Annotated in this window: 20 protein-coding genes and 2 pseudogenes; 13 read left to right on the forward strand and 9 right to left on the reverse strand. The window is 51.8% G+C overall.

Features of this window, described 5'->3' with window-relative positions:
* Positions 1-40 precede the first annotated feature (40 nt).
* Positions 41-1,716 (reverse strand): annotated as a pseudogene (locus tag ACFR9U_RS16000) (transposase).
* Positions 1,717-1,913: 197 nt separating this feature from the next.
* Here ACFR9U_RS16000 and ACFR9U_RS16005 point away from each other — a divergent pair.
* Positions 1,914-3,038 carry an outer membrane protein assembly factor BamB family protein gene (locus ACFR9U_RS16005; protein ID WP_247381935.1) on the forward strand — a complete coding sequence of 375 codons (1,125 nt, stop codon included), beginning with the start codon at positions 1,914-1,916 and terminating at the stop codon, positions 3,036-3,038.
* 1,015 nt (positions 3,039-4,053) lie between these two features.
* Here ACFR9U_RS16005 and ACFR9U_RS16010 read toward each other — a convergent pair.
* Entirely contained in the window at positions 4,054-4,761 is a 708-nt protein-coding gene (locus ACFR9U_RS16010; RefSeq protein ID WP_247381936.1) for a hypothetical protein, read from the reverse strand.
* Between the two features lie 415 nt (positions 4,762-5,176).
* Between ACFR9U_RS16010 and ACFR9U_RS16015 the strand changes: the two genes are divergently transcribed.
* The 4 genes from ACFR9U_RS16015 to ACFR9U_RS16030 all read left to right on the forward strand — a co-directional run bounded on the left by ACFR9U_RS16015 (position 5,177) and on the right by ACFR9U_RS16030 (position 8,866).
* Entirely contained in the window at positions 5,177-6,844 is a 1,668-nt protein-coding gene (locus ACFR9U_RS16015) for a DUF6788 family protein (protein ID WP_247381937.1), read from the forward strand.
* Between the two features lie 343 nt (positions 6,845-7,187).
* On the forward strand, positions 7,188-8,084 hold the full coding sequence (locus ACFR9U_RS16020; protein ID WP_247382075.1) for a ParA family protein: 897 nt from the start codon (positions 7,188-7,190) through the stop codon (positions 8,082-8,084).
* Positions 8,081-8,506 (forward strand): DUF7970 domain-containing protein, encoded by a 426-nt coding sequence (locus ACFR9U_RS16025; RefSeq protein WP_247381939.1) that lies wholly within the window; start codon positions 8,081-8,083, stop codon positions 8,504-8,506. The genes ACFR9U_RS16020 and ACFR9U_RS16025 overlap by 4 nt, the downstream gene beginning before the upstream one ends.
* A gap of 105 nt (positions 8,507-8,611) precedes the next feature.
* On the forward strand, positions 8,612-8,866 hold the full coding sequence (locus ACFR9U_RS16030) for a PRC-barrel domain-containing protein (RefSeq protein WP_247381940.1): 255 nt from the start codon (positions 8,612-8,614) through the stop codon (positions 8,864-8,866).
* A 166-nt stretch (positions 8,867-9,032) separates the two neighbouring features.
* Here ACFR9U_RS16030 and ACFR9U_RS16035 read toward each other — a convergent pair whose 3' ends face one another.
* Together ACFR9U_RS16035 and ACFR9U_RS16040 are read right to left on the reverse strand one after the other, a co-directional pair.
* On the reverse strand, positions 9,033-10,355 hold the full coding sequence (locus ACFR9U_RS16035; protein ID WP_247381941.1) for a methyl-accepting chemotaxis protein: 1,323 nt from the start codon (positions 10,353-10,355) through the stop codon (positions 9,033-9,035).
* A gap of 226 nt (positions 10,356-10,581) precedes the next feature.
* Positions 10,582-11,037, reverse strand: coding sequence for a pyridoxamine 5'-phosphate oxidase family protein (locus ACFR9U_RS16040; RefSeq protein ID WP_247381943.1), 456 nt, complete (start codon positions 11,035-11,037; stop codon positions 10,582-10,584).
* 528 nt (positions 11,038-11,565) lie between these two features.
* Between ACFR9U_RS16040 and ACFR9U_RS16045 the strand changes: the two genes are divergently transcribed.
* From ACFR9U_RS16045 to ACFR9U_RS16060, 4 genes are all read left to right on the forward strand, one after another.
* Positions 11,566-11,850 carry a hypothetical protein gene (locus ACFR9U_RS16045; protein WP_247381946.1) on the forward strand — a complete coding sequence of 95 codons (285 nt, stop codon included), beginning with the start codon at positions 11,566-11,568 and terminating at the stop codon, positions 11,848-11,850.
* Positions 11,851-12,152: 302 nt separating this feature from the next.
* Positions 12,153-13,007: a hypothetical protein gene (locus ACFR9U_RS16050; protein WP_247381948.1), complete on the forward strand. Its 855-nt coding sequence runs from the start codon at positions 12,153-12,155 to the stop codon at positions 13,005-13,007.
* Positions 13,008-13,112: 105 nt separating this feature from the next.
* Positions 13,113-14,693: a hypothetical protein gene (locus tag ACFR9U_RS16055; RefSeq protein WP_247381952.1), complete on the forward strand. Its 1,581-nt coding sequence runs from the start codon at positions 13,113-13,115 to the stop codon at positions 14,691-14,693.
* A gap of 2 nt (positions 14,694-14,695) precedes the next feature.
* Positions 14,696-15,187 (forward strand): hypothetical protein, encoded by a 492-nt coding sequence (locus ACFR9U_RS16060; protein ID WP_247381954.1) that lies wholly within the window; start codon positions 14,696-14,698, stop codon positions 15,185-15,187.
* 17 nt (positions 15,188-15,204) lie between these two features.
* Here the strand turns inward: ACFR9U_RS16060 and ACFR9U_RS16065 are convergent, their stop codons facing one another.
* Both ACFR9U_RS16065 and ACFR9U_RS16070 read right to left on the reverse strand, forming a co-directional pair.
* A complete protein-coding gene (locus ACFR9U_RS16065; protein WP_247381955.1) occupies positions 15,205-15,483 on the reverse strand; it encodes a PadR family transcriptional regulator in 279 nt (92 codons plus the stop codon).
* A 74-nt stretch (positions 15,484-15,557) separates the two neighbouring features.
* Positions 15,558-15,898 (reverse strand): annotated as a pseudogene (locus ACFR9U_RS16070) (DUF7983 family protein); the annotation flags it as partial.
* 185 nt (positions 15,899-16,083) lie between these two features.
* On the opposite strand from ACFR9U_RS16070, the gene ACFR9U_RS16075 reads away from it, so the two are divergent.
* Both ACFR9U_RS16075 and ACFR9U_RS16080 read left to right on the forward strand, forming a co-directional pair.
* A complete protein-coding gene (locus tag ACFR9U_RS16075) occupies positions 16,084-16,407 on the forward strand; it encodes a hypothetical protein (RefSeq protein ID WP_247381957.1) in 324 nt (107 codons plus the stop codon).
* Positions 16,408-17,164: 757 nt separating this feature from the next.
* Positions 17,165-17,869, forward strand: coding sequence for an endonuclease/exonuclease/phosphatase family protein (locus tag ACFR9U_RS16080; protein WP_345893433.1), 705 nt, complete (start codon positions 17,165-17,167; stop codon positions 17,867-17,869).
* A 421-nt stretch (positions 17,870-18,290) separates the two neighbouring features.
* Here the strand turns inward: ACFR9U_RS16080 and ACFR9U_RS16085 are convergent, their stop codons facing one another.
* Positions 18,291-18,806 (reverse strand): HVO_A0114 family putative DNA-binding protein, encoded by a 516-nt coding sequence (locus ACFR9U_RS16085; RefSeq protein ID WP_247381962.1) that lies wholly within the window; start codon positions 18,804-18,806, stop codon positions 18,291-18,293.
* Between the two features lie 6 nt (positions 18,807-18,812).
* On the reverse strand, positions 18,813-19,109 hold the full coding sequence (locus tag ACFR9U_RS16090) for a toxin-antitoxin system TumE family protein (protein ID WP_247381965.1): 297 nt from the start codon (positions 19,107-19,109) through the stop codon (positions 18,813-18,815).
* 326 nt (positions 19,110-19,435) lie between these two features.
* On the opposite strand from ACFR9U_RS16090, the gene ACFR9U_RS16095 reads away from it, so the two are divergent.
* Together ACFR9U_RS16095 and ACFR9U_RS16100 are read left to right on the forward strand one after the other, a co-directional pair.
* The gene (locus tag ACFR9U_RS16095; RefSeq protein WP_247381967.1) at positions 19,436-19,714 is read left to right on the forward strand and encodes a type II toxin-antitoxin system HicB family antitoxin; all 279 of its coding nucleotides are present in this window, start codon (positions 19,436-19,438) and stop codon (positions 19,712-19,714) included.
* Between the two features lie 6 nt (positions 19,715-19,720).
* Positions 19,721-19,978, forward strand: coding sequence for a type II toxin-antitoxin system HicA family toxin (locus ACFR9U_RS16100; RefSeq protein WP_247381970.1), 258 nt, complete (start codon positions 19,721-19,723; stop codon positions 19,976-19,978).
* 68 nt (positions 19,979-20,046) lie between these two features.
* Here the strand turns inward: ACFR9U_RS16100 and ACFR9U_RS16105 are convergent, their stop codons facing one another.
* The gene (locus ACFR9U_RS16105; RefSeq protein WP_247381972.1) at positions 20,047-20,307 is read right to left on the reverse strand and encodes a hypothetical protein; all 261 of its coding nucleotides are present in this window, start codon (positions 20,305-20,307) and stop codon (positions 20,047-20,049) included.
* Between the last annotated feature and the right edge of the window lie 177 nt (positions 20,308-20,484).

Below are 20,484 nucleotides of genomic sequence, written 5' to 3' on the forward strand. Positions count from 1 at the left end.
AGCCACTCAGACGGCGCGCTAACCCAGACAGAGTGTCTCTCTACCCGATTCCAGTTTCCTTCTTCAGCAGCGTCAGCGTGTTGTCCGCTGTAATCACCGGTGAGTGCTCATACTCGCCAGTCAATTCGGCTTGGACGAGGAGATCGACAGCTCGCCAGATCGAGTACAGCAGACACGCAAACGCGAAGTAGAAGGATCGCAGCTCAAAATTCTTCGACGTTGTCGCCGCCATGAACCGTTTGATCGACCTGTACCCACTCTCGATCTCCCACCTGTAGCCGTACTCCGTAAGGTGTCCGCTCCCCCCATTCGTCATGAACACCGAATACTGCCGGTGATCGTCGTGCTCGGAGTCCTCTTTCCGTCGGTAGATAGCGTCGTCTCGTGCCACTCGTTCTTGCCGAGGTGGAGCTTCCGGTCAGTTTCATATCGGCCTTGATCGCGCTGGAGCAATCGCTTGGCCTGGGCTTTCTCGCTGGTCTGCATCCGCTTCGGAACGACGTAGGAGTGCCCGCGCTGACTAATCATTTCCAGGACGTGCTGGCTATCGAACTCCCGGTCCATCAGTACGTTATCGACGTGAACGAGCTCTTCAGCCGAATCCAGCAAGTCCTCGACGATTTCTAGTCGTGACTCGCCTTTCCGTACCGGGCGGGCATCGAAGACGAGTGGGACAGCGTTCCCGACCAGCTGGACGGTCGCCCACTGATAGGCGTACTCGTCGGTCTGTTCTTTCGTCCCAATGATCTCGTCCTCGTGGCCGGTCCGGTCGCCGGTGAAGGGAGCAGCCTCGGTGATGTCGATAGCGACGATCCCTGCCCGGAAGAACTTCTCCGTCTCTGCGACCTCATCAATGAGTCGTCGAATCGCCTGCCGGTACATCGCTCGAATCTGCTCGATAGAGAGATCACGAATGTGGTCGCGGTGGGCGTGTCCGAGTGGTGTCCGCTCCCGCGTTGACTCGTGGACGAAACTGCGAGCACCCTCGTTTGCAGCCAGCCGCTCGCGCAGTCCGAGATACGTCTGTAGGTCCCAGAAAGCGTGCTCGTGGACCTTAGAGCCTTCGCCACGATTGAGCGAGAACGCAGGGAACACGACACGGCTGACGTGCTCGGTGACTCTATCGGCATTGTCCAGAATGGCTCGGTCGTCTGGAACCGATTCGTCCACGTCATCGCAACGAGCCGGGAGGATCTGCTCTGGTTCGCGGGGGACGGTGACATCGGCGTTCTGCGCTTTGATGAGGATCGTTCGAGCTGCTTTCTGGACCGTCTCGCGGAGATCTCGCGTGAAGCGCTCGTTCCAACTGCGCCACAGTGTCGATTGATCGGGCACCATCCCAAACTCTAGGCGTCCGCAGAATCCGGGTTGGCCATCGAGGTACTCGACGAGAGATGTTTCGTGCTTCCATCCGTGGAGTTCTTTCAGCACGAACACGCGAAAGAGGGTATCCATCTCGTAGCGTGTCGAACTTCCATAGCAGTCGTGGGCCTCGAAGCGGAAGTAGGCCAGAGGAATCGAGCAGACCAACTGTTCGAGTGAGTTATGATCAGGGTGCGTAAACCAGGCACTCGAGACGACTCGAACGTCCGATTCTAACCCGGCGAGCGAGGTTCGATCGTACAGCGGCGTCGAGTCATATGTGGGCCACTCGACGTGCTGGTGGTGTGCGATTCGTCGAAAGACACTGCATCGAGACTCGCGAGTCGCGACCACTACGAATAGATAGCCCGGACATGCCCAAGAGTCCGTCTAACTGACCTTTATAGTGGTTTCAGTAGCTCTATTGGATTCCTCAGTCGCGAAACAGGACTGGTGCAGCTAATCGTTAGATGTAGAGTGAGGATGTAACAGAGTGGGTTCTAGATATAGCTTACAGAATGTCTATATGATTCGGGTGGGTGGATTTCTGTATGCCCTCCCGCCGTTCGTTCCTCGCCACTAGTGGTACGCTCTTGGCAGGTGTCCTCGCTGGCTGCTCGGGGACAATTCTTTCACAATCGCCAGATGGGACGCAATGGACCGCATCAGTTCCTGAACCAACATCACTGTCCCCACCCTGTGTAACGAACGGATGGCTTGCAGTTGGTGGGTATCATAGCAGTCAATCTGGGAATAGCCAGCTCGCGGTTTTTGATGCAACAGACGGGACACGACAGTGGGATATTGATCTAGAACGAATAACTGGCCTCACTGCTTCAGATGGACGCATCTACGCCGGCGAGAGAGGCGGCCCCCGTGGTGCACAAGCACAGATCTACGCGTTCGATGCATCGAGTGGTGAGCAATTGTGGACACAGGCCGTGAATAACCTCGCTTCAGCGCTCACTGTTTCGGATGAGACCCTCTACGCGGCGAACGGCTCCCTTGCAGCCCTTGAGACGAGTGATGGAACACTTCGCTGGGAGCAGTCGTCGATCGATGGAATCGACTTCACCGTGATTGCCGCACCAGACGACCAACTTGCATCTGATGATACGGCGGTCTACTTCGGTAACCAAGGAGGCGTCGTCGCACTCTCACCCAGTAACGGAACACTTCTGTGGGCGTGGCAGCCGGAGGACTGGCCGTCAACAACTGTCGGCCCTCTTCCTGTCGATACCCATGTATATGTTGGAGCAGACGGTAACGTCGCCGCACTTGATCGGACAACTGGCCAGCTCCAGTGGCGATCGTCATTTGGAATGGATGCCCGAGTTCAAGGGGTCCACAAAACTGAATCATCCCTTTTAGTTGCAGAGTCGACAGCGCAAGCACCTTCTGGTACTTTTGGGACATTATATGAGCTCTCACTTCAGAACGGTACGGAACGCTATGAGAGACGCTTTGAGACGCCCGTAACACAAACAACTTCGACCTTGGACAGGTTCATTGTCGGAACAGATGCCGGACAGGTCACGTGGGTCGATAGACTCTCTTCATTTGAGCAAGCTCAGACGACGATTTCCAGTGAGACATTTCTCCTAGGTGCCGGTGACGAGCAAGTGTTTGCACAAACAACCAACGGAACTCTATACGCTCTCACTCAGCCATCATAACGCGAGATCAACGGTAACAGCCAACAGCGCTAGCAAGTAGAACATCTCGACTGAGCTCAAATAGATTTAGCAACGCTTGATGATCCTTAGATAGCTCACACCATATGCATTAAGAGATCCAGTCTCAACTATTCGGTTAAATGACTTGCCTATAGCGAAATAGAGTTTACCAGGAGTGCTTCAATCTTACACAGGTTCGGCTGAAACTGTCAACATATTCGTCGCAGTCAGTCGTATAGGCTTCTGAGGTACTCATGAACAAGCTGTTGTTCTGCAGTACGTCAACGCGATCTCACTGATTTCGGCGGGTTGTTTCGTGGCAGATACTGGGATTGATATCCAGTTCTTCCCGTTCCGGCCGGTTTCTCATAGTGCAATAGTATCTCGGAGCTCGTGATCACACCCAGAATAGCTGTCGACCTTTGGGGCGGTGTCGATCTGTGGGTCCGATTTCGCAGTGGTTGGCCCAAGGATTTTCGTCGAAAACACTGTCCTGACGGAATCGACCGTCGTCTCACAAGAGAAGAAGGCTCGCTGTTTGAGATGGCTGTTCTGAGAATGCCGATTTCGGGTAGTAGCCAATTCCAGACAACTCACAAACAATTTGTGTTGCGTCAGTGTCGAGGACAGACAACCACACAACAAACGATACCGGCCAGAATATGACTGGTGGGAATAAATCGCATGTCGCTATACAGAATCTCGGAGCTTATTCGAAAATGGTACTATCAATATTCTAGAGGTAGCGGGGCTGTAACATCAATTTAGGAAAACCGGATCGGCCACCGTACATTCATTTTTCAACATCAGATTGGGTAAGACAGCAATCGTGTGTACAGGATATGAAGAATGAGAGCAATCACTGTAACAGCAAGCAACCCGCTCCCAAGGAACCCTTGTGATTGGAAGTAGGTTGGCAAAATCAACAAGACGGTCGCGAGCAACAGTGAGACGAAACCAACCGAGACAGCTATCCTACGCTTCTTTTTTAGCTGTATGGCTTTTTGTTTCGTCATCAATCCAATAGCAGGTTAGCTTCTTCGTCAGTGAGAACGCACCGAGCCCAGGTAGTCTCTCCACTGTGATCGAGGGTGAGAACACCTGCAGGCGCTAAATGGTCGCCTGTCGTGACATTAAGGACATATGTGATTTCCGCTTCCGACAGCGGTAGATGGCAGATTTCTTCTCTATCTTCGATACGGTGAATGTGGATCTGCGCGGGCTCTACCTCCAACTCCTCTCGCAATATACTGTAGTCAGAGGAAATGAGACGAAGCGTCTTGTCGCCTATTGAACCGAGCTCGGCATTCAGGTCTAACGCATCCAAGACTAGATAGGCATCGTCGATAAACAGTTCTGCCTCCTCTCCCTGCTCAGACCATTCAGAGAGGGCTTCTTTCGCCGCCACACCGATTGATTCGATATATTCATCGTCGGCTGCGATTGGATCTATCAGACGCTCATCCGGTGCATATCGGGAGCAATTTTCGGGAAGGTCGTCCACAAACTCCCAAATTCCAAGGGGGTCTACAACGAGCAGTGGCCTATCTGGATTCCGTTCGGCAAGACGTTTATAGTGGGTTTGAGCCGTTATGGTCTTTCCAGCAGAGAGACACCCGATGTAGAATTGAATGTCGTGTGATGGTTCTTCACTCTCTGCGTAAAACGGCGGTAAGGATGCTCTATCTACAGAAGGGTCCGTATCTATTGGTTCTGTAACCATATTTTTACAGTCAGTTCAACGGCACTTCTTTCTTTCTGTGCATAGAAGAAATTTCGCCATAGAGACCGATTGTTTCTTTGCACCGAATAAAACAAGCCCTGAGGACAGAAACAGCCGAGTTAGATGGGCCGCGGACGCAATCCGAAACTCTCCGAAGATGACCTACTCGACGCTATCGAGAGCATCACATCGTCCGCATACCCGGTCGCTGACACCCAGGAGATCTGCGCCGACGTCGATAAAGAGGTGACTGCTCGAACTGTCCGGGACACACTCAGAAGCTACAGTCAGGACCCGGAAAGCACCATTCAAGGACGGAAACCAGGCAAGCAGAAGGGATGGGTGTGGTGGGTACACTCACGAGACGACTAACCAACAAAATTATACGAAATTGGTGTATGTTGGTTAGTAAGTCATGGCGCAGGAAGCAGACATCCACTACGACCCAGACGGTTGTCTCGCGATTGTCGGATCGACCGGTACACAGTGTGGGAATGGAGACGCGCCGCTGTGTGGCACTCACGAGAAGGCCCGGTCAGTCCGACGCGTCGACGAGTTTGAGTCCGGCCCCAACGAGGACCTGCGGGACGACCTCGTCGAGAAATGCGACATCCAAGGTGAGATCGCGTACGCGCTCGCGACGATCGCACCGAGGGTGAGACCACTGTGGCGCCGGCTGACCGCGCTCGAACCCATCGAGGTTGGAGGAGAGACGTGGGACCCACGACGGCTCTTGCTATACGCCGAGGACGTCGCCGACCATCCAGAACACGACAGGGACCACCACCTGTTCGCGAACGCCGATTGCATAGCAGTTGTCGAGGACGGGCAGTACGGCGACGAGTACAGATGTGTCACGAGCGGGCACGGGAATCTCTTGTGTGGCGTCCACAACGATGCAGACGACCTGCGAACCGTTCTTGACGAGGACTACCCCGAGGGTCCAAACGTCGATCCAGTGTGGATAGACGGGGAAAAACACTGGTTGATCGAACGGCGCGGCGACGACACCCTGGTCGTGACTCCCGACTTCGAACTCACACGGCTTTCGGACCCCGATATGCTGACGGCAGAGGGGCTGCCGATCGATGCGAACGGCTGGCGATACAGGAGTGACGACGGTGAGCAGTTCCACGAGGGGTTCGGTCGGATTGAGCGGGTCCGAACGCACGAGGTCGACGCCGGCGTCGAGATCATCGCGACGAACAGTGACTACCGGGCGGTGATCGACACGACGGCAGAGGAGGACGTCGTCGATACGCTGGCCGAGTTCCTCCTGGACAATGATCCGGAGGACGTCGAGGAGATTCTAGAGGGAAACCGGCCAGAGGCGATTGTTGACCGGCTCGAGTATTCGGAGCGGCCAGACCTGCTATCCGACGTCGACGGAACCGACGTGATCGCTGTCTCGGCCGGGGGGAACGTCTACCAGGGAATAGTCACCGACATCGGGACTGGGGCGTGGGACACGCCGGCTGACAACGTAAACCTGCGTATCTTCGCGCACGACGTCGAGCACGACAGTCAAGAGGGAATGCTTACGATCCAATCCCATCGCGATGCACATGACCAATGGTCGGCAATCCAGGCTGAGTTCTCCGCTGGCCCGGATGCAGAAACCGTTGAGGTTGGGACTGTCGATGCCGTGGAGTCGGGGGACACAGTCGACCCGACAGACTTGACCGCTGTCGAGGAGAACAACCAAGACATGAGCGACGAGCCTGTCGAGCCGGATGCGCCGTCATCCCTGCCGAAGTACCTCCGGGAAGGAGCGCAGAAACAGGACGCCCAGACGCTCCGAGATCTCGCCGAGTACGCCGCAGCGCTGGCCGATCATCGCGAGGCCCAAGCCGAACATGAGCTCGAGGAGCAAGCCGTCGACGAGGACGTGCCCGAGGAGTGGGACGAGGACGAGTGGGCTGAACAGATCGACGAGGCCCGAGAGAACGCCGACATCGAAGGCTCGAAGGGGACTCTCACGACCAAGCAGATCGATGGACGAGGTTATTATTACCTTCAGTGGCGGGAGGGTGGGAAGATCAAAAGTCAGTATGTAGCACCTGAAACCCCGAGTGATGGATAAAACTCGTCTGTGGGTTAGTAGCTACAAAATACTCGTACAACCACTCGTCATAAATAAATAGTACAATCAGTGGTTGCAAACATCCGTTACAAACACCAATTAAACACGCTTGATATAAACAATAGCTGCAAGTCATCGATAGAATTATTTGTTACATATATTAACTGCAATTAGTTGTTTCAGCCTTCTGTTTCAAATGAGTGTTACAAACGCTCGTTACAAATAGATACTACAAACACCTGCTTCAACCACTTGATTCAGATGGTTGTTTTCAATAGTTGTGTGTTGTGGATGTTACGTCTGACACAATTTTATATTGGTAACAAACAAAGGGGTTAGTAGAATGCTATCATACGCTGTTTACAGTGAAGCTGGTGGAGTTGGGAAGACAACTCTCTCAGCAAACTTGGCCGTGGCTCATGCACGAGCTGGTCTTGACGTATTGGTGGTCCCGCTTGATCCCCAAGATGGTGACCTCAGTCACCTGTTAGATGTCGATCAGAACAGAGCAGACAGTGAGATAGACACACTTGTTCACCACCTTGTCGGTCGAGGAATAGGTGATTTCACAGACCTCATACAGACTGCCGAACAGGGAGTTGACATTATTCCAGAACACAATCGGCTAGAGGACCTTGGAGAGACCCTTCGGAAGGAGAGGGAAGCTCGTAGCGATTTTGGTGAGTCTTTCCCGATGTGGACACAGTTGCAGCGAGTTCTACGTGAAGCAGAGATCCACAAGCAATACGATGTTCTAATTGTCGATCCACCTGCGAGCTCAGGTCCGCACTTATACAATGCGCTCGATGCAACCCGGAATTTAGTGCTCCCAGTTGAGCCGTCTGGCAAAGGCCAAGCATCAGTTGATGGTCTCAATGATCTGGTCAGCAACCTCGAAGAGCAACTGGAGATCAATATTGGCGTCTTGGCAGCAGTCCCCAATCGATTCAAGGGAACAACAGACCAGGAAGAAATTGTCAGCGAGATTGAAGCACAGGGATTCGACGTCCCAGTGACGATGCGTGATCGCACTTCGCTGCTTGAAGGATGCTGGAAAAAGAAGTGCAGTGCGTTCAGGTATGTACAAGAACATCGCGACAGACAGCGAGACTACGAACTGGAAACGATAGCGAAATTCGACAAGTTAGCACGTCATCTAGAAAGCGAAGGCGGACTCACGGCACCAAACCCTCCAGAGCCAGGCGAACTTTCCCAAGAAGAAACGGGGGTTAGAGCATGACAGGCCTAAAATCAGGTTCCGGTGATGATCTGTGGGCAGATGATGACGACAACCAAGAGTCTACAGAAGAGGGCCAGGAAGATGCTGTGGTAGAGGACAAACAGCCATCCGAGTCAGAGCCAGAAGAGCCTACGATCGGAACAGACAACGATGTCTCCACAGAGTCAGACGGTCGGCCGTACATCGTGCGGCGCGCAATAAAAGACAAATCAGTCCAATTCGAGCGTGATGAACGGCTCACGTTTTTCGTTCATGATGATGTTGCCTCTGGAGAACGGGAACTGAAATCAGATTTAGAAACAGAACTCGACCGGGATATCCCGAAATTCGATATCCGAGAAGCGGCATATCGTGCAGCTCTCAAAAATCCAGATGATGTGCTTGCAGAACTAATTGCGATGGGTTACTCCAACGATAGCTAAACGACCCGGCAACCCAGCAACATTCATTTTGAGAGAATACTCACAGTAATTGGAACTAGCTGAGTTTCCATTCATTTTTTGAAGGGGCGATATCCAGTTGCGGATATGCGTAAGGTCCTCGCAGGCACGCTCTCCAACACAGCGGTCCTCGGATCGGACGGTGAAGAACTTGGCACGATCTACAACGTCACGATGGATCATCAAACAGGAGCACTGGAATACGTGCTAGTCGAGCCAGCAAAACCTGAGATATCCGGCTTCGAGACGACAGAGAATGGCCACCTGTGCGTCCCTGCAAAGTGTATCGAAAGTCTCAGTGACTACCTTGTTGTGCGCAGACCGAAGTCACGCGATCACTGACGTGTGGTAACTGCCCCAATCGCGACAACGGGTCCGAAAGGATATGCGAAATCTGTAAGATTCGCCAGTTATTATGCCATAATTTCATTTTTGACTGTTACAGAAATCTTCGTAGACAAACTTGGAGACTTAGTGGAAAACCAATCCAGCGCGAATGAGCGAACCGCTACAGTTCTGATTGGATATCGAGTTCGTTCAGGGCGTCAACATCGCGGCTGATTTCTTCGATTTGGGCTGTTTGCTCCTCGTTGGCAGAGGCAATCTTCTGGGCTTCTTCAGCGACCTGCTCGAAGCCGTCGGCCGTCTCGTCGACCATCGCCGCGATCTCTTCAGCGCTGGCAGCTTGATCGTCAGTGGCTTTGGCGACCTCGTCAACGCCATCGGACGCTTCTTCGACCACTTCGGCGATGTCCTGGAAGGTTTCGCTTGAGCTGTGAACGCGTTCGACGCCATCCTGAACCACCTCATTTGTTTCTTCGAGACTTTGAACGGTTTCGTCAGTGTTTTCTCGAATATCGCCAACGATCGATTCGATCTCCCCCGCGCGCTCCTGTGATTCTTCCGCGAGTGATTTCACTTCGTCGGCGACGACGGCGAACCCTTCCCCGGCCTGTCCTGCACGGGCAGCCTCGATCGACGCATTCAGCGCGAGAAGATTGGTCTGGTCGGCAATGTCGTTGATGACGTCGACGAGTTCATCGATCTGCTGGATACTTGCTTGAAGCTCTTCGACGTCACTCATCACCTCATCGGAGGCTGTTTCGACTTGATCCATGATGTCGATGGTCTCGGCGGCTTCCTCTTCCCCAGCTTCAGCTTTCGTTCTCGCCTGTTCACTGATCTGCTGGACTTCGTCGGCGGTGGCAGCGATCTCTTCGACGGTTGCACTCAGTGAAGAGACTTCGCTCGCCACTTCACCGATGGATTCGAGTTGGTTTGTGGCCTGGGCACTGATGTCTTCAGAGTTTTCCGCTACGTGCTGTGCAGAAACTTTCAGATCGTCGACGGCGTTTTTGATCCCGCCAGTGGCCTCCCGTCGTGTGGTAATGTCGTGGAAGGTTTCGCTGATCGCCACAACGTTCCCATCGGCGTCGTGGATCGGTTTCACGACCAACTCTGTCGGGATTACGCGGCCATCGTAACTTTCCTTCTCAACTTCGACGCGAATCTCGTCTTTCCCCTCATCGACGATCTGTTTCAGCGTACAATTGCCGGTCCCACACACCTCTGGGTTGCAGAACTGGTCGAAACACTGCAGCGTGTCACTGCCCTCAGCTTCCACACCACCCATCTCTTTCATCTGCTCGTTTTCGAGAATGACGTTGAAGTCCGTGTCGACGATCCGCATCGCAGCCCCCGTCGAGTCCATAATACTGCGGAGATTGTTCTTCAGGGTCTCGCGTAGTTCATCTTCGGACATTTGTTTTCCACCGAAGATAGTCTGTGACAAGTCTTCGCCGCTGGAGGGTGCTGTCTTCTCGATAGCCATACGTTGACACTCATACGTTGGGTGTTTAATAGATTCGAAAATATTGCCAGAATGAATCTAGTTAAATATGATTTATTCCAGGGGTCGGTACGATCGCTACAGTCGTGAGGGAACGTGCTCGGAGCCCGTCTAAGGTATATTGAGGAGAGAGCACGAACAAGGGTTGTTTTTCGAGCCTCCCAGCTAAACAAGGCCGGTACTAGGCAGGCAGAGCAAAGTGCCTTCCTTAGTTCCAACCTTCGTATTCTGTCGAAAATTCACGGCCGGTGCAGTTCTCGGTGGCTAATCCGAAGAGACGGAATTCAACATCCTCAAACGGAATTCCCCAGACACCAAAGTCGGGCGGAAACTCTGCATTTGCAGCTAAGCTCGCGTATGCTTGCTCTTCCGTATCTTCATCAATTTCGTAGATTTCGCCAGTGGTGACGACACTCCGCCAGGTTGTTTTATCATTACTATCCTGTTCATAAACAGTCAGGCACACATTAGGGTTTGAATTGATTGCCTGATCTTTTCGGCTATTGTATCCACCGCCCCATTGCATTGGAAACACCATCTGAGAAGAATCATAGCCGAATGAGATCGGGATGGCATATGGTTGCCTGTCATCAACCATTGCAAGGACGCCGATTCCTCGCCGAACAAGTAACTCATCGATTTCCTTCTGGTCTAGACGTCGCATCTCTACCCTTCGTCACACTAAGCCATCGGTGGTAAATGCTCTGCTACATTCGGTTTGATTGACGTAGGGGGGAGTGCCACAGGATGGGTGGTGTGGAGCCTTCACAGCAGATCGGGGGCACTCCACGTGGAAGCGCTTGGCCAGTAGACTTATATCCCCGTCAGATACCTGTCTGACGACTTGTGAACAGACAGTCACTTCACAGGAGTCATGACACAGATCCAAGTTGATCTTAGTGTAGTTGTCATCAGGTGTGTTCCGAAACGAGAAAGATTCCGTAGTATTGGGACCGGTCTTTGAGAGAGTCTCAAGAAAACGCTCGTTCTCGAACTCTGCTCTCGTACAACAATTGTGGTCAATACTGATACAGAACATCGATCTTTGTTGTCTTGACCACCGAAAAGAGACGTGAACTGGAAGAAATGATTCGCACTGCAGAGCGAATGTTTGTGAAGAAGAAACTAGACACAACTTCACACACAATGAAATCTAGAATAGTCTTTTGTATTTAGAATTCGGAATGCCAATATGCCATCACGACTGACCTCAGCACAGGAGACACTCCTGAATCTCCCAGAGATCGATGAACGGAATGTCGTGCGAATTGCCGAGAACATTACTGAAGCAATAGAAAATCTTCAGAGTGAGGCGTCCCATTCCGGTGGGAACCAACGTCTCGATGGACTACACGACGAGATCCGTGGGATAGACGAACCGGAACCTGACCAAGTACAGTCAATCGCAGATGAAGCCTGGCAGATATCAAAACGGATGCGTGGAACAGGCTTCGACTACGACATGCTACGAAATTAGCAGTGTAGCTATGACATCGTGTAAAGAGACTGGTTCTTGAGAGTGGCTTAACAACATCCCAGAAGAAGATTGTCTTTGCCATCGGCCGGCAGAGTCCTGTTTACCGATCTGAGTTTATCAGAAATTGTTTATGGATTCCCTTTGTTATTCCAATTTGTATTCACACCATGATTGGTGATTGGATATCTGTGTGCCATTCGGACAGCGATAATGAATAGCTAACCAACAGATTCACTGTATCGGCAAAATGTTGGTTAGCCCAAATCACAAAAGTTTCCACTAGAAAATTAGAGATTTCACACATGTCAAGAATACCCACCCGCCGATCGATGTTGATGAGCCTTGGAGTGACCGCTGCGGCTACCCTGGCCGGCTGCAGTCAAAATACCCCAGGAGAATCAGGGAATGAGACAAACAGTAATCAATCATCGAACGACAGCAACGACAGCAGTGTCTTTGCGAATGTGGAGAGTGTCGCTGGTGAGTGGAACGCAAAACTTCGGGTGACTATTTCGGAAGATACTGACGTTGATAAAATCGGGCTCTACGACAGCAACGGAGTCAAGAAACAGCGCAAATCCCTGGGTGCCGGGTCAGCTGTGGAGTTTGCACTCTCCGAAGACCTTCCCTCCGGAGCCTACGATCTCGTCGCCACAACGGACGGGACGGAAGTTGAACGCCAATCCGTTGAGCTGGATCGATCTATTTCTATCCAAGATGTTCGGATCTACGCACCAGAGGACCACCCTTCACAAACCTTCGAATTAGATGTCACAAATACAGGCGACTTTAGACTGGACATGACGAACACCGAACTTGGTGTGTCTGGGGATGTTCCCAACCCCGAACGGAAGGACCTCTTCAGCTCTCCAACTGCATTCGTTGATTCAAAAGCGGTTGGTCATCTGAGCCCCGGGCAAGAAGCCACGCTGCGACTATCGCATGATGCACTCCAAACACATTCGCTGACCGAAGGCGATCTGAGTAAAGGTGGTTGCTCTGGCGAAAAGCGAGTGGCAACAATGCAATTCAATACAGCATCGGGATATACAAAAGAGATCAAAGTAGAATACACACTCTCTGGTGAACCAGAACGGTTCAGTGTTGTGTACGGCTGTTCAGATTGGGCCGTAAACTCCTGGGAGCCAGTTAAGTGACAGTTCCACCACTTCGCTTCAGATTTTAGAATTAATTTTAATAGCGATTTTAAAAAGTATTTAACACTCACAAGCCCGACTGAATAAGCCACAGAACGGCAAACAATGGGCATCAAAAAAGCGATCCTGAATGGTGTTGAGAAAGCACTCGAAGGCGTCTTCACGTCGATCAAAAACGAGATTAGTGAATCAATCTTCGAGCCGGTCATCCAGACTGCATTTGGACTACTAACAAACACACCATATCCAAATAATATCTACACATTTGGGGCGCCGACAAATGGTGCGTGGAAAACGTTCTACGGGGGAATTTATCAGGATATCCAGCTCTTGGTGGCGCCACTATTTGGCTTGGTTCTCGGCCTCGCAATGTTCTTCAATATATTCAACACGAAACAACAGAAGATCGCTCTCCGGCGAGCAATCTTCGTCTTTCCATTTGCGTATTCTTGGTGGTGGTTCGGTGGGTGGTTCCTGAAATTCAACGATGCACTGGCCGACTATCTACTGAACCCTGCTGCAGAGAACATGTCTGGGACACTAGAAGGATGGATCACTACGACAGGGAGTGCCATCTTCGCAGCAGTAATTGTGTACACACTCGGAGTTGGCGTTCTTTTCACTGTGATACTGATCTACAAATTGCGTGAAATGGCCATCTACGCCTACATGCTGTTCATGCCAGTGTTGCTCCTTCTATGGGTAGTCCCCATTGACTCCGTCCAGGGATGGGCAAAAAGTCAGATGGCAAAGTTCGTACCATTGACGTTTATGACAATCCCTGTTGCATTATTATTACGGATTGGGACAGAGTTAATCACAAATACTGGAGGACTTGAAAGTTCAATCATGGGTCTGGTCATGTTCGGGGGTGCAGCCTACGCGCCACGATATATCTTCAAATACTCCTCACAGGTATCTAATGCAGTGCAAACAGGGAGTCGCACTGGAAGGGCAGTAGCGAGTGGTGCAACCCATAGTGAACAGCGATCTGGTGGGATGTCGGGTTCAGGTGGCAGTGATCGCCGACAAGTCGGGTCGTTTCGGCAGGCAGGCAGTAATCGTGGCAGTGGTGGGGGCCAGAATAGTAGTATGCAGTCAGGACGAAAACAACTGTCACATCCAGGCGGCGTGGATTTTTCACCATCGATGTCACGTCGCAGACGTCGGCGTCAACGAGCAGAAAATCTCGGCCGTGCAGGTCGGACTGCAGCCAGTAAAACAAAACAGGGTGCCGTTAGTGGAGTCAAAGGGGCCGGAAATCGCCTCGTTGAATCTGCTGCCAAGAACTACTACAGAGACGAAAGCACGGCCAAGGGAATGGGCAAAGATGCGTTATCTGCAGTGGGGGGAACAGTGACCGAAGCCGGAAAACTTCCCCTCAGCGGTGGGAAGCGTGCAGCTCAAGGAACCAGTAAACGGATGAACAAAATCAACCGTCGGATCAAGGCACGACAGCAGGAACTCAAAGAGGAATATGATCCACGTTCCATGGCGGTAGCCGATAACCAACGGTCGATTCTGATGGGGGACGAAAGCAATAGTGGCTCCGACAGTAGTTCAGAGAAGAACGGTAGCCAGACCTCAATGGCTCGTCAGACCTACAGTCGCAACCAAAGTAACCGGACTGTCGGGTCGATCGGATCACTATCGAATTCGGACAGTGAGGAGGAATCCAGGAGATAACAATGCTCAAAGGACACATCTTGTACGTACTTGATAACGATAGGCCAGTGCATCCACCAATCGGTGGCTACCTGCTCATCCTGGTTTGGCTAGCATTGGCTGTCACAAACCTTGATGTGGCTATGGAGACGGCAGCCAACGGGGATCTCATTGAAGCCACCGTCCTGTTGCTCTTCGGAATGCCAATGTTCGTTTTCCTTATAATTCGAACGTTCACTTGGATCGACGAAGTGTGGGCAAATCGTAGTCGGCCAGCCAATCTTAATGGAACACTCCATAAGCTACGGAAACTTTCGATCGGAGTTGTTCCTGTATTCGCAATAATTGATATCTTCGTGTTCGATCAGCCGTTGCTGACAGAAATTAAGCTAATATCGGTCTATCTATCAGGCTGTGCAATGCTTTCGTTCTGCCTTTCACTATACGCCATGACGGCAAAGGATGCGGTCAGCAATTCAAAAGAAACACTTCAAAACGCATTTTCTAGAGGTTAGCGGCTTTTATCACTAATTCACAATTCCTCAAGGTACTGCTGTTCCCACTCGCGCCGTGCTTCGAGTTCGCGTCGACCTCGACTGGTCAATTTATAGACGTTCGTGCGCTTGTCTTTCTTCCCTTTCTCAACGAGCCCTTTCTCAACAAGTGTATCGAGGTTCGGATACAATCGACCGTGGTGGATCTCCTTTTTGTAGTACTCCTGAATTGCCTCTTTGAGTGCGAGTCCATGGGGCTCTTCGAGACCACCAATTACGTATAGGAGATCGCGCTGGAAGCCTGTCAGGTCGTACATGGAGTACGATTTCTGACTTAGTTTATATATGCTTTCTGTTACGTCGAGATTGCGCACTCAAGGTCTTAATAGATTCAGTCACCAGTCGGTTCAGAATGATAGGCACGACCCGGCTTAAACGAAGTCAGTTCTTCAATTTGCTCTTCTAATTCCTCGATTTTGACTTGCAGTTACTGGACATCCCTCTCATCTTCGTCGCTGACGGTGAGACGATCTTTTAGTCCCTGCAGACGCGTCTCTTTAGTGTCCCGTTGACATCGGCCTTGCGGACGTACTCGATCGTCTCAATCTCGTATAGATCCGATTCAGAGAGTTCAGTTACCTCCAGCGCCTCCTCGACCTTGTCGCGGTCGACACTTGTGACACGTTCGCGGTCGATACCCACAGCCTCCAATGCGTTCAAGGCTGCCTGTTTTATATTGCCACATGCAAAAGGGAGCGGCTTTAGCGTCCATGAACGTCGGGGAACAACCGGTTATACCACGGTTATCACTCGAAATTCGGTGTGTTGTTACTCTTGTCAGTGGTGTGCGAGTGTCGGAACCAGCCCCACCGTCTGGCACCTCAGATGCTAAGTCGGTTCAGGTACGACACTCACCAATGGCCGAATTCGAGGATGTTTCGGCTCGGTATACGCTGTCTGATGATGTAAACATACCCTCGGCTTTCGAAGCAGCCGGTATCGAGTATCTTGATGTCGACAACGAGCGGCTCATCGCAATATTCCGCGGAGCAGTGCTCCGAGTTGCGGCAGTCGACGGCGAGATAACCAGCACGGCCACAGTGGAACTCACGGTCTTTGAACTTCCACCAACCATCGATGACACTGATGAGGCGACAATCATCATTCAAGACGTGATTGATCAGGTGACGGCTGTGTCGGGGACTAGTTGTGAGCGATCTACAGTCATCACAGAACAGTGAAGTCAGAGAAACAGCTTTGTGAGCGGGATATCACTACCTAACAATGACCTTCATCGCATGGGGACGTACTGACGACCTGTACACAGAATGTCGTCAGTGTGGATATGCAGTCGATGACGCGGATGACACGTGTCCAGCGTGCGGCTCGAGCGAAATTGCGATCTATAGCTTTTAGGAAGGGGTGTCTACAGAAACACTCATTCTGCTGAAATGTCTCGCCTCTATGTCAATGGCAGTCGTATTCCCAGGATATGAAAAGTAGCCAAACACTTTCTTCTACTCCCCTGATATCAGCTGTTGTCACGGGAACTGATCAACCAGCGCAGATCGTGCCAGGCGATAGACGGTAGCCCCATCCCGTGACTGGATTCCATCAGGTCCTCTCTCATATTCATACGTCCATATGAACGAGCCTACACAGTTCCTGTTTCAGTACATGATTGATAGAAAACGCAGATCTAGTAGACGGAGAAGATTGTGATGCAATCCACAAGCCAACCCACGACGCCAACTCCGAGTCGCCTGCTCGGGGTTGTATTGCTTGGCGGCGGCGGGGTATTCCTCGGCGATTCGATCTGGCACATGGCAACATACCCAGCTTCACTGCCACGGGCATCAGCCGGTACCTGGATCGGCCTTCTGGTCGGAACGGTTCTCGGAGCTGTCCTTGTCGCTGTTGGCGTTGCGATCCTCCTCCATTCAACAACCCATCTAAAATTCGTCAGTATTGGCGAATGGGAGTTGTAACAAGAGCACTATGCCCACGTTAGTCACCTGGAATTGCAACATGGCCTTCAGAAAGAAGAAAGAACAGCTCCTGCAGCATGACCCAGACATCCTCGTCATCGCAGAGTGTGAAAGCCCTCAATCCAACGGTGACTGGAGTGACTTTTCTGATTGGCGCTGGATCGGTGAAAACGAGCACAAGGGACTAGGCATCTTCGCGCGTAACGGAATTACGCTCGATTCGGCTTTCGTCGACGGAGACGGTGGCCGATACAGCATCCCCGTGACGACCGACACAGCGATTGACCTCCTGGGAATCTGGGCGATGAACGACAAACAGCAGCCTGCAAATCGGTATATCGGGCAAGTATACAGGTCACTTCAGGACTACCAGGACTGGATTGATTCACAGACAGTCGTTCTCGGAGACTTTAACTGGAATGTCATCTGGGACGAGTCACCAAAGAGCCCTCTCTGCGGCAATTTTGCAGAGACAGTCGATATCCTGCAGAGTCATGAACTGCATAGTGCCTATCACACAGTCACAGACACAGCGTTCGGAAATGAGGAGGATGCCACCTTTTATATGCACAAATCACAGGACAAAGAATACCATATTGACTATATCTTTGCCGGAGGGGAGATCCTTGATTCGGTCGCCTCGTTTTCAGTCGGGGACTACACGGACTGGATCGATGCCAGTGATCACATGCCGGTTATATGTGAGTTTGAGTGACTCCCCTCGGTATCTGTTCCGTGTAGCGTGTCATGAGATCATTCACAGCCAGTAAGTAGAGATGCTCACTGTGTCTGCAAATTCAACACTACTGCCGTTGATTCACTGGTCCCCAACGAAGTCCGAGATGAGTTCTATGATGATCCACAACGGAAGGAGATACATTAGCAAAATTGAGCCGATTTCGATTGCACTGAATATCGGGTTGTCAGTTCCGGGGGTTGTCACAATAAAAATCATAACTACGAACCAGAGCGTAAGGACTTGGACCAATTCGTTTCTATCCATCGTCACACGAATAGTGGATTTGTGTCCAGGTGTACTTTCTGATACTTTGACAGTCTGTATTGATTGACTCCGAATTCTGTGGAAAGGTTTCTATGCCGCGCTCCACGTGGGGTACGGAGTAGGTACCGCGGTTTCACGCCGGAGCGATATCATCAGCCGAGTTTGGCGTCGTGATCTGAAGACTGACCTCGATAGTGTCGTAGGGGACAAACGGACGCTTCGCCCGCCCAGCTTGCTCAAAGTGGACGATATCGTAGTCGGCGAGAACCTGGAGATCATCGTGAACTGTCTTGACATCGCGTACAAGCCGCTCAGCTAGCTGGCGAATGCTGTCTGGCCGTTCTCGCATGATGCTTCGTAAGAGCTCAACACGCCGGTCAGTAAGCAAGGCTCGGAGATCACTTGGGTTTTGGAAATTGATGACGTGCGGTACTTCCTCGCCGGCTTCCCACCGGTCAAGTCGATCCAGTGCATTCTGGCGGTGTGTCTCCTCGGACTCAGAGGTAATGCGAAGTACCGATGGGTAGTCCTCGGGTTCACGATCGTCAAGGAAGTCTGCTTCAGCTTCGGCCTCGTCTATCATGATCTCGCCTTGGTCGGTATCGGTGCTGTTCTCGTCGCGCGTATTGGAGTTAGGTTCCTCTGACATGATTAGTCACCTTTGGCGGCGGACATCCATTTCGTCATAGAACTTCCGAACGTGATCTTTCAGGCCGGTGTACTCGATATCATCGTAGACGCCGTCAGGCGTGTGGTAGTGGTGGCGGTCGACATTCGGGTGATCGGGGAAGTTATCGAACCGTAGGAGGGTTCGACCATCTTCGGCCATATACTGGAATCGGTATTTGACCCCTTCCGGGTAATCGTCGCTTGGGGGGATATCGGTCGCAACCATCTCATACCGGGAGCCGTCGGCGAACGTGTCTGAGTCCTCGTAGATGACCGACCCCATCTATACTACCTATGTTGGTGTTTGGGACCAACATAAGATAAGTCCTTCCGTTGGTGTGATGCACCAACAAGTGTGCTGCCTCTAACCGTAACTAACCAACAATAGGAGTGAATTGGATAGTGTGTTGGTTAGCTACTTGTTCAGTTCATCTGGGTCGATCTCGCCGGCGAGCACCTTTTCTCCCCTTTCTCAGAGATGCTATAGAAAGGATGGGACCCCTCTTCTTTGTCCACCTCAACTAGTCCCTCTTCAACTAAATCCGCGCTGGCGGTTTCAGGCCGGGGGTGTGCCGAGGACTTATTTATCAACCAGTCCATACCCATACTATGAGCACCGACGCTGACGACAGCGGTGACGGCGACTACACCCCGCCGGTCGAAATCACGCTCACCCTCGGTGAATCCGGCGAGCTATGGGTCGCCCGGGACGAAGAAACCGGCGTAGCATCACAGGGACCGACCCGCCAAGACGCCCTCAAAAACCTCGACGAAGCGGTGGCTGGCTACTACGGCGCAGGAGAGCCGCCGACTGACAGTGAACTTCGAGAGCTAGGTGTCGACCCCGACGACAACACTTCGGGTGAGCTCCCCGACGTCCTCCAGTAACGCCGAATGGTCACACGCGACTTTTCAGGTGACGACGTCGTGAAGGTGCTGCTCAACGTGGGCGGCTTCGAGTGGGTCCGAACCAACGGAAGTCACATGATTCTGAAGTGGTACCCGCCCGAGGACCACGAGGACACCGAAATACGCACAGTGAGCGTGCCGCGCCACGACCGAATCGACACTGGCACGCTCAGGAATATCGCTGAGCAGGCCGGTGCTGAGGATTTTGACTTGTTTTGCCAGTGGATTGATCGCAACCGGTGACGCTTGGTTCATCGATCGGCAACCAGACTAACCAACACAAACAGACCCATGGGGCGTGTGTTGGTTAGCTATTCGTTCAATTCTTCGGGGTCGATCTCGCCGGCGAGCACCTTTTCTCCCTTCTCTGTAATCCACCAGACTGCCATCTTATGACGCTTCTTATTTGCTAGAAGCCCTTTCTCTTCCAGTTCGTTCAACCGGGTCGATAAACTATCCTGACGGATCGGAAGTTCCTCAGCAACTTCAGCAGTCCAGAGGACACGGTCGTCTCGCTCTTTGAACACTTTGAGAATATCTTCATCGGAAACTTTGGGCGGACGACCAGGCACAGTTGGTCTTCAGAACTCACTGATAAAAAGATATCAATGAGAAATTATTTTAGCAAGCGTATGCTTTAGAGCATGGCTAAGCTTTATCACATGGCTATGGGATAATTCAGATAGGGAGTTAATCGCGGACCCGCCACTCACGGTTCGGGTCCATCGCACGAAAATGCGGACCCCGAG

Source organism: Halorientalis brevis (genome assembly GCF_042678165.1).
GTDB classification, from domain to species: Archaea; Halobacteriota; Halobacteria; order Halobacteriales; family Haloarculaceae; genus Halorientalis; species Halorientalis brevis.

Bases quoted from the DNA above. Each gene is read 5' to 3' on its own strand.
- ACFR9U_RS16095 (WP_247381967.1), top strand. From the start codon at position 19,436: ATGAGCACCGACGCTGACGACAGCGGTGACGGCGACTACACCCCGCCG.
- ACFR9U_RS16085 (WP_247381962.1), bottom strand. From the start codon at position 18,806: ATGTCAGAGGAACCTAACTCCAATACGCGCGACGAGAACAGCACCGAT.
- ACFR9U_RS16040 (WP_247381943.1), bottom strand. From the start codon at position 11,037: ATGCGACGTCTAGACCAGAAGGAAATCGATGAGTTACTTGTTCGGCGA.
- ACFR9U_RS16035 (WP_247381941.1), bottom strand. From the start codon at position 10,355: ATGGCTATCGAGAAGACAGCACCCTCCAGCGGCGAAGACTTGTCACAG.
- ACFR9U_RS16005 (WP_247381935.1), top strand. From the start codon at position 1,914: ATGCCCTCCCGCCGTTCGTTCCTCGCCACTAGTGGTACGCTCTTGGCA.
- ACFR9U_RS16060 (WP_247381954.1), top strand. From the start codon at position 14,696: ATGCTCAAAGGACACATCTTGTACGTACTTGATAACGATAGGCCAGTG.
- ACFR9U_RS16045 (WP_247381946.1), top strand. From the start codon at position 11,566: ATGCCATCACGACTGACCTCAGCACAGGAGACACTCCTGAATCTCCCA.
- ACFR9U_RS16090 (WP_247381965.1), bottom strand. From the start codon at position 19,109: ATGGGGTCGGTCATCTACGAGGACTCAGACACGTTCGCCGACGGCTCC.
- ACFR9U_RS16080 (WP_345893433.1), top strand. From the start codon at position 17,165: ATGCCCACGTTAGTCACCTGGAATTGCAACATGGCCTTCAGAAAGAAG.
- ACFR9U_RS16010 (WP_247381936.1), bottom strand. From the start codon at position 4,761: ATGGTTACAGAACCAATAGATACGGACCCTTCTGTAGATAGAGCATCC.
- ACFR9U_RS16065 (WP_247381955.1), bottom strand. From the start codon at position 15,483: ATGTACGACCTGACAGGCTTCCAGCGCGATCTCCTATACGTAATTGGT.
- ACFR9U_RS16030 (WP_247381940.1), top strand. From the start codon at position 8,612: ATGCGTAAGGTCCTCGCAGGCACGCTCTCCAACACAGCGGTCCTCGGA.
- ACFR9U_RS16050 (WP_247381948.1), top strand. From the start codon at position 12,153: ATGTCAAGAATACCCACCCGCCGATCGATGTTGATGAGCCTTGGAGTG.
- ACFR9U_RS16075 (WP_247381957.1), top strand. From the start codon at position 16,084: ATGGCCGAATTCGAGGATGTTTCGGCTCGGTATACGCTGTCTGATGAT.
- ACFR9U_RS16100 (WP_247381970.1), top strand. From the start codon at position 19,721: ATGGTCACACGCGACTTTTCAGGTGACGACGTCGTGAAGGTGCTGCTC.
- ACFR9U_RS16055 (WP_247381952.1), top strand. From the start codon at position 13,113: ATGGGCATCAAAAAAGCGATCCTGAATGGTGTTGAGAAAGCACTCGAA.
- ACFR9U_RS16020 (WP_247382075.1), top strand. From the start codon at position 7,188: ATGCTATCATACGCTGTTTACAGTGAAGCTGGTGGAGTTGGGAAGACA.
- ACFR9U_RS16015 (WP_247381937.1), top strand. From the start codon at position 5,177: ATGGCGCAGGAAGCAGACATCCACTACGACCCAGACGGTTGTCTCGCG.
- ACFR9U_RS16025 (WP_247381939.1), top strand. From the start codon at position 8,081: ATGACAGGCCTAAAATCAGGTTCCGGTGATGATCTGTGGGCAGATGAT.